Source organism: Burkholderia sp. HMSC10F09, assembly GCF_001806955.1.
GTDB lineage: Bacteria > Pseudomonadota > Gammaproteobacteria > Burkholderiales > Burkholderiaceae > Burkholderia > Burkholderia multivorans.
Genome location: NZ_KV786671.1, coordinates 21,940 through 26,254 on the forward strand (window position 1 = coordinate 21,940; position 4,315 = coordinate 26,254).

The 4,315-nt window shown below is 69.9% G+C and carries 5 protein-coding genes and 1 pseudogene; 2 read left to right on the top strand and 4 right to left on the bottom strand.

The annotated features are described in order from the left end of the window. The 4 genes from HMPREF3115_RS32380 to purT all read right to left on the bottom strand — a co-directional run. The coding region (locus tag HMPREF3115_RS32380; protein ID WP_256276130.1) for a DEAD/DEAH box helicase at positions 1 to 522 on the bottom strand (522 nt) is incomplete at its 3' end. 380 nt (positions 523 to 902) lie between these two features. Beyond that, on the bottom strand, positions 903 to 1,286 hold the full coding sequence (locus HMPREF3115_RS11610) for an MliC family protein (protein ID WP_006405617.1): 384 nt from the start codon (positions 1,284 to 1,286) through the stop codon (positions 903 to 905). Positions 1,287 to 1,375: 89 nt separating this feature from the next. Beyond that, positions 1,376 to 1,561 (bottom strand): DUF6726 family protein, encoded by a 186-nt coding sequence (locus HMPREF3115_RS11615; protein WP_006398719.1) that lies wholly within the window; start codon positions 1,559 to 1,561, stop codon positions 1,376 to 1,378. A gap of 17 nt (positions 1,562 to 1,578) precedes the next feature. After that, entirely contained in the window at positions 1,579 to 2,793 is a 1,215-nt protein-coding gene (purT, locus tag HMPREF3115_RS11620) for a formate-dependent phosphoribosylglycinamide formyltransferase (RefSeq protein WP_070554475.1), read from the bottom strand. 201 nt (positions 2,794 to 2,994) lie between these two features. Here purT and HMPREF3115_RS11625 point away from each other — a divergent pair, with 201 nt between their 5' ends. Both HMPREF3115_RS11625 and HMPREF3115_RS11630 read left to right on the top strand, forming a co-directional pair. Beyond that, positions 2,995 to 3,540 carry an META domain-containing protein gene (locus HMPREF3115_RS11625; protein WP_006398717.1) on the top strand — a complete coding sequence of 182 codons (546 nt, stop codon included), beginning with the start codon at positions 2,995 to 2,997 and terminating at the stop codon, positions 3,538 to 3,540. Positions 3,541 to 3,719: 179 nt separating this feature from the next. Further along, positions 3,720 to 4,315: pseudogene (locus tag HMPREF3115_RS11630) on the top strand (DNA translocase FtsK); the annotation flags it as partial.

Below are 4,315 nucleotides of genomic sequence, written 5' to 3' on the forward strand. Positions count from 1 at the left end.
GAGCATCCGGTCCGCTTCATCGAGCACGAGAATCTGTACCTGGCCGAGGTTCGCGGTCTTTTGCTGCACGTGGTCGAGCAGACGGCCCGGCGTCGCGATCAGGATCTCGACGCCGCGGCGCAGTTCCGCCATCTGCGGGTTCATGTCGACGCCGCCGAACACGACCGCGCTGCGCAGCGGCGTGTGCTTGGCGTATGCGTGCACGTTCGCGGCGACCTGGTCGGCGAGTTCGCGCGTCGGCGTGAGGATCAGTGCACGCACGGGGTGGCGCGCGGGCGACGCGCTCGTGTTCGCCTGCGGCAGCAGACGCTGGATGATCGGCAGCGAGAAGCTCGCGGTCTTGCCGGTGCCCGTTTGCGCGGCGCCCATGACGTCGCGGCCGGCGAGCACGACCGGAATGGCCTGCGCCTGGATCGGCGTCGGCGTCGTATAGCCCTGCTCCGCAATGGCTTTCAGGATATCGGCGGCAAGGCCGAATTGATCGAAGGTGGCGTCGACAGGCTTGGCGACAGAATCGGACATGGTGGCGTTTCGCTCAAAAGGCGCGGCGGGGACATCGCGCGTCAGGCCGGCCGGGCCTGCGCTCATCACATTTCGGAAGTAGACGGAGCCGCGGCGCGCCGCGCGGCGCCGCTCTGGCGCTTGGGACCGGTTCGATGCGAACGTCGGACGCCAGGCCGTGCGGACTCCGTTCGGCGCGAATGCCGGCGGAAAGGGCCGTATTGTAGCACCGTGCGGCCGTCTGTCCGTGACAACGCCGCGAACGGCCGCCACGGCGGTTCGCCGCATGCCTGTGGCGGCTTCGCAGACGGAGGGCGACCCGCGTCCGGCGCAGCGTTCGAGCCCTGATTGAGTCGCAATCCGGCCGGACCCGGCGCGCTTTCGCGCCGCTCGGCCGCCGCTCAGCCCTTGCGCTTTTTCTTCTTGTCGACCTGCACGCAGTCCGCGAGCAGCGGCGGCGATTTCTCGTCGGCGATTTCGTCGCGCAGCGTCGCTTCCTTGCCCTTCGTCCACCACGTATAGCGGCCGGCCTGATAGCGCACGCCCGACGCCGACACGGTATCGACGAACAGCAGCCGCTGTCCGTTCACGGGCACGAGCGCGAAGCTCTGGCCGTTGCCCGCGAGCCAGTACGACACGCGCACCGGCTGCGGCTGGTTCGCGCACTGATACGCGACCGTCTGGCGCGCATCGGCGTCGATTTCCTCGATGGTCAGCTGCGCCGCATGCGCGACGGAAACGGTGAGGCCAGCCAGCGCGAGCGCGGCGACGGTTTGACGAATCATGCAGGTCCTCTCGGAAGACGAATGAAAATGCGCGCCCCGCCGGCGCGGCTTGTCGTTGTCGGTTATGGGCAGTGCGCTGTCTGCACGGGTCACGGATCGATCACGTCGGCGCATGCGTCGGTCGGCGCCGCGGCGACGTGGCCGACGACCGGCACGATCTTGAGCCCGGCCGAGGCGATGCGGCACGGCGCGGCCGCCAGCCCGCAGCCGGCAAGGCCCGCCGCAAGCGCCGCTGCGGCGGCCAGTTTTGCGATACGCATCCAGATCGGCGCCATGGCGCACTCCCGGTTGATCAGTTGCCCGCTACGGGCCGGACGGCCGCGGCTGCACGTTTCGCGCGCTCGCGCGCTTCGTCGACGTTCGCGCCCGTCGCGAGCGCGACGCCCATGCGCCGTTTCGTGAAGCTTTCCGGCTTGCCGAACAGCCGCAGATCGGCGCCCGGCACCGCGAGCGCGTCGCGCACGCCTTCGAAGGCGATCCCGCGCGCGTCGAGCCCGCCGTAGATCACGGCCGATGCGGCCGGCGAACCGAGCGTCGGATCGACCGGCAGCCCGAGAATCGCGCGCGCGTGCAATTCGAACTCCGACTGGCGCTGCGATGCGAGCGTGACGAGCCCCGTATCGTGCGGCCGCGGGCTCACTTCCGAGAACCACACTTCGTCGCCGCGCACGAACAGCTCGACGCCGAACAGCCCGCGCCCGCCGAGCGCCTCGGTGACCTTGTGCGCGATCTCGCGCGATTTCTCGAGCGCCGCCGCGCGCATCGGCTGCGGCTGCCACGATTCGACGTAATCGCCCGCGACCTGCACATGGCCGATCGGCTCGCAGAACCACGTGCGCGTGTCGAGTGTGACAGGATCGATCGCGCGCACGGTCAGCTGCGTGATTTCGTATTCGAAGTCGATGAAGCCCTCGACGATCACGCGACCGTGATTCACGCGACCGCCCGCCATCGCGTAGTCCCACGCGGGCTTCACGTCGGCTTCGGTCCGTACGACCGACTGCCCCTTGCCCGACGACGACATCACGGGCTTCACGACGCACGGCATGCCGATCTGCGCGACCGCGGCCGCGAACTCGTCGAACGACTCGGCGAATGCATACGGCGACGTCGGCAGCCCGAGCGTTTCGGCCGCGAGCCGGCGAATGCCTTCGCGGTTCATCGTCAATTGCGTCGCGCGTGCGGTCGGGATCACTTCGGCAAGCCCGGCCGCCTCGATCTGCGCGAGCGCGTCGGTCGCGATCGCCTCGATCTCCGGCACGATCAGGTGCGGACGCTCGGCCTCGACGAGCGCGCGCAGCGCGGCGCCGTCCGTCATGTCGATCACGTGGGCGCGGTGTGCGACCTGATGGCCCGGCGCATCCGGGTAACGGTCGACCGCGATGACTTCGACGCCGAGTCGCTGCAACGCGATGACGACTTCCTTGCCGAGCTCGCCCGCGCCGAGCAGCATGACGCGCGTGGCCGACGGCGAAAGCGGCGTACCGAGCCGCTGACCGATCTGCATGTGATTTCCCGCTTCTGGTGGAGGACGAAAACGGCTCCGATGTTAACACGCGGGCCGGGCCGGTTCGCGCGCTTCGCCGCCGTCGGATGCGGCGCGCGGCCGGGCCGCGAACGTTTTCGCGCGCCGCGTGTCGGCTCGCCTCGCGCGGCGCGGGTGCGTTACTCTTACGCCTTGTTCAGAATCCGATGAGGCACGAGGCCCATGTTCCACCCGTCCGCCACCGCACGCGCACGCGCCGGCCTGCTTCGCCCGCTGCGCGCGCCGCTCTGCGCGTTGACCCTTGCCACGCTTCTCGCCGCCTGCGCGATGCCGACCCACCCCGATTCCGCCGCCCCCGCACCCGATCCGTACAACCCCGCCGCGGTCCAGCTGCTCGACGACACGAGTTGGGAACTGACGCGCTGGCAGAACGCGGACGGCACGCCGCGCACGATTCCGCACGGCGACAACGGCGAGCCGATCAAGCTTCAGCTGTCGACGCAGTCGGGTGTTCGGCACGCGAGCGGGTTTTCGGGCTGCAACCGCTACATGGGTCCGTACAACGTGAAGAACGGGCTGCTGAGCTTCGGGCCGCTCGCCGGTACGCGGATGGCCTGTCCGAACACGCTCGGCGGGCAGCTCGAACGCGCGTATCTCGATGCGCTCGCGCACATCGCGAAGACCGGCGTGCTGATGCGCGCGCCGCAGCAGTTGCAGATCGTGACCGAAGCCGGCGACACGCTGACGTTCACGCGCCGCGGTCAATGACGTCGCGCGCGGAGATGGCCGACCGGCCGCCTTTCTCCGCGCGCATCGTCCGCATGACCGGTCGCGCGGCGGATTCGCGCCGCGCTGTCCGGGTGTCCTGTTGGTCCTTGTCCGGGTCGTCGGCCGGTTAAACTCGGCGGGTCGCGCATCGCGCTCCCCGCCTTACTTCGTTTCAAAGCATGCACACGGTTGTTTTCGGCTGGTTCGGCATCTCCGCCGTCTGGTTCCTCCTCCTCTTCTGGCGTCTCGTGCAGGCGATGCTGCCTGGCGGCGGCGGCCTCGCCGGCCCCGGCTCGATTCGCCTGTGGCTCGGCTTTGCGGCCGTATTCGTCGCGAGCTGCACGCTGACGAGCGCGCTGTCCGGTCCCGACACGAACGCGCTCGGCCATGCGTTCGCGGGCGGCTTCGCGCACGTGCTCGGCCCGATCGGCACGCCGGTCGCGATGGTCGTGCTGCTGTTCGCCGGGCTGCCGTGGCTCACCGGCATCGGCTGGCGCCGGTTCGCCGCCTGGGTCGACACGTCGTTCGGCGTGAAGCTGGCGCGCGACACCGGCGACGACGATGCGCACGGCATCGCGGACCTGCCGCGCAGCGCGCTGTATCGCGACGACGACATCGTGCAGCCGACCACCGCGCATACCGTCAATCCGATGGCGCCGCGGCAGAACGGCCGCTATGCGCGTCCGACGCTGTGGAAGCCCGACCCGCAGGCGCGGCCGAAACCGCGCAGCAAGCCGGTGCCGCGCCCGCCGGTGGAGCCCGTCGCGCCGTCGGG

Bases quoted from the DNA above. Each gene is read 5' to 3' on its own strand.
- HMPREF3115_RS11610 (WP_006405617.1), bottom strand. From the start codon at position 1,286: ATGATTCGTCAAACCGTCGCCGCGCTCGCGCTGGCTGGCCTCACCGTT.
- purT (WP_070554475.1), bottom strand. From the start codon at position 2,793: ATGCAGATCGGTCAGCGGCTCGGTACGCCGCTTTCGCCGTCGGCCACG.
- HMPREF3115_RS11625 (WP_006398717.1), top strand. From the start codon at position 2,995: ATGTTCCACCCGTCCGCCACCGCACGCGCACGCGCCGGCCTGCTTCGC.
- HMPREF3115_RS11615 (WP_006398719.1), bottom strand. From the start codon at position 1,561: ATGGCGCCGATCTGGATGCGTATCGCAAAACTGGCCGCCGCAGCGGCG.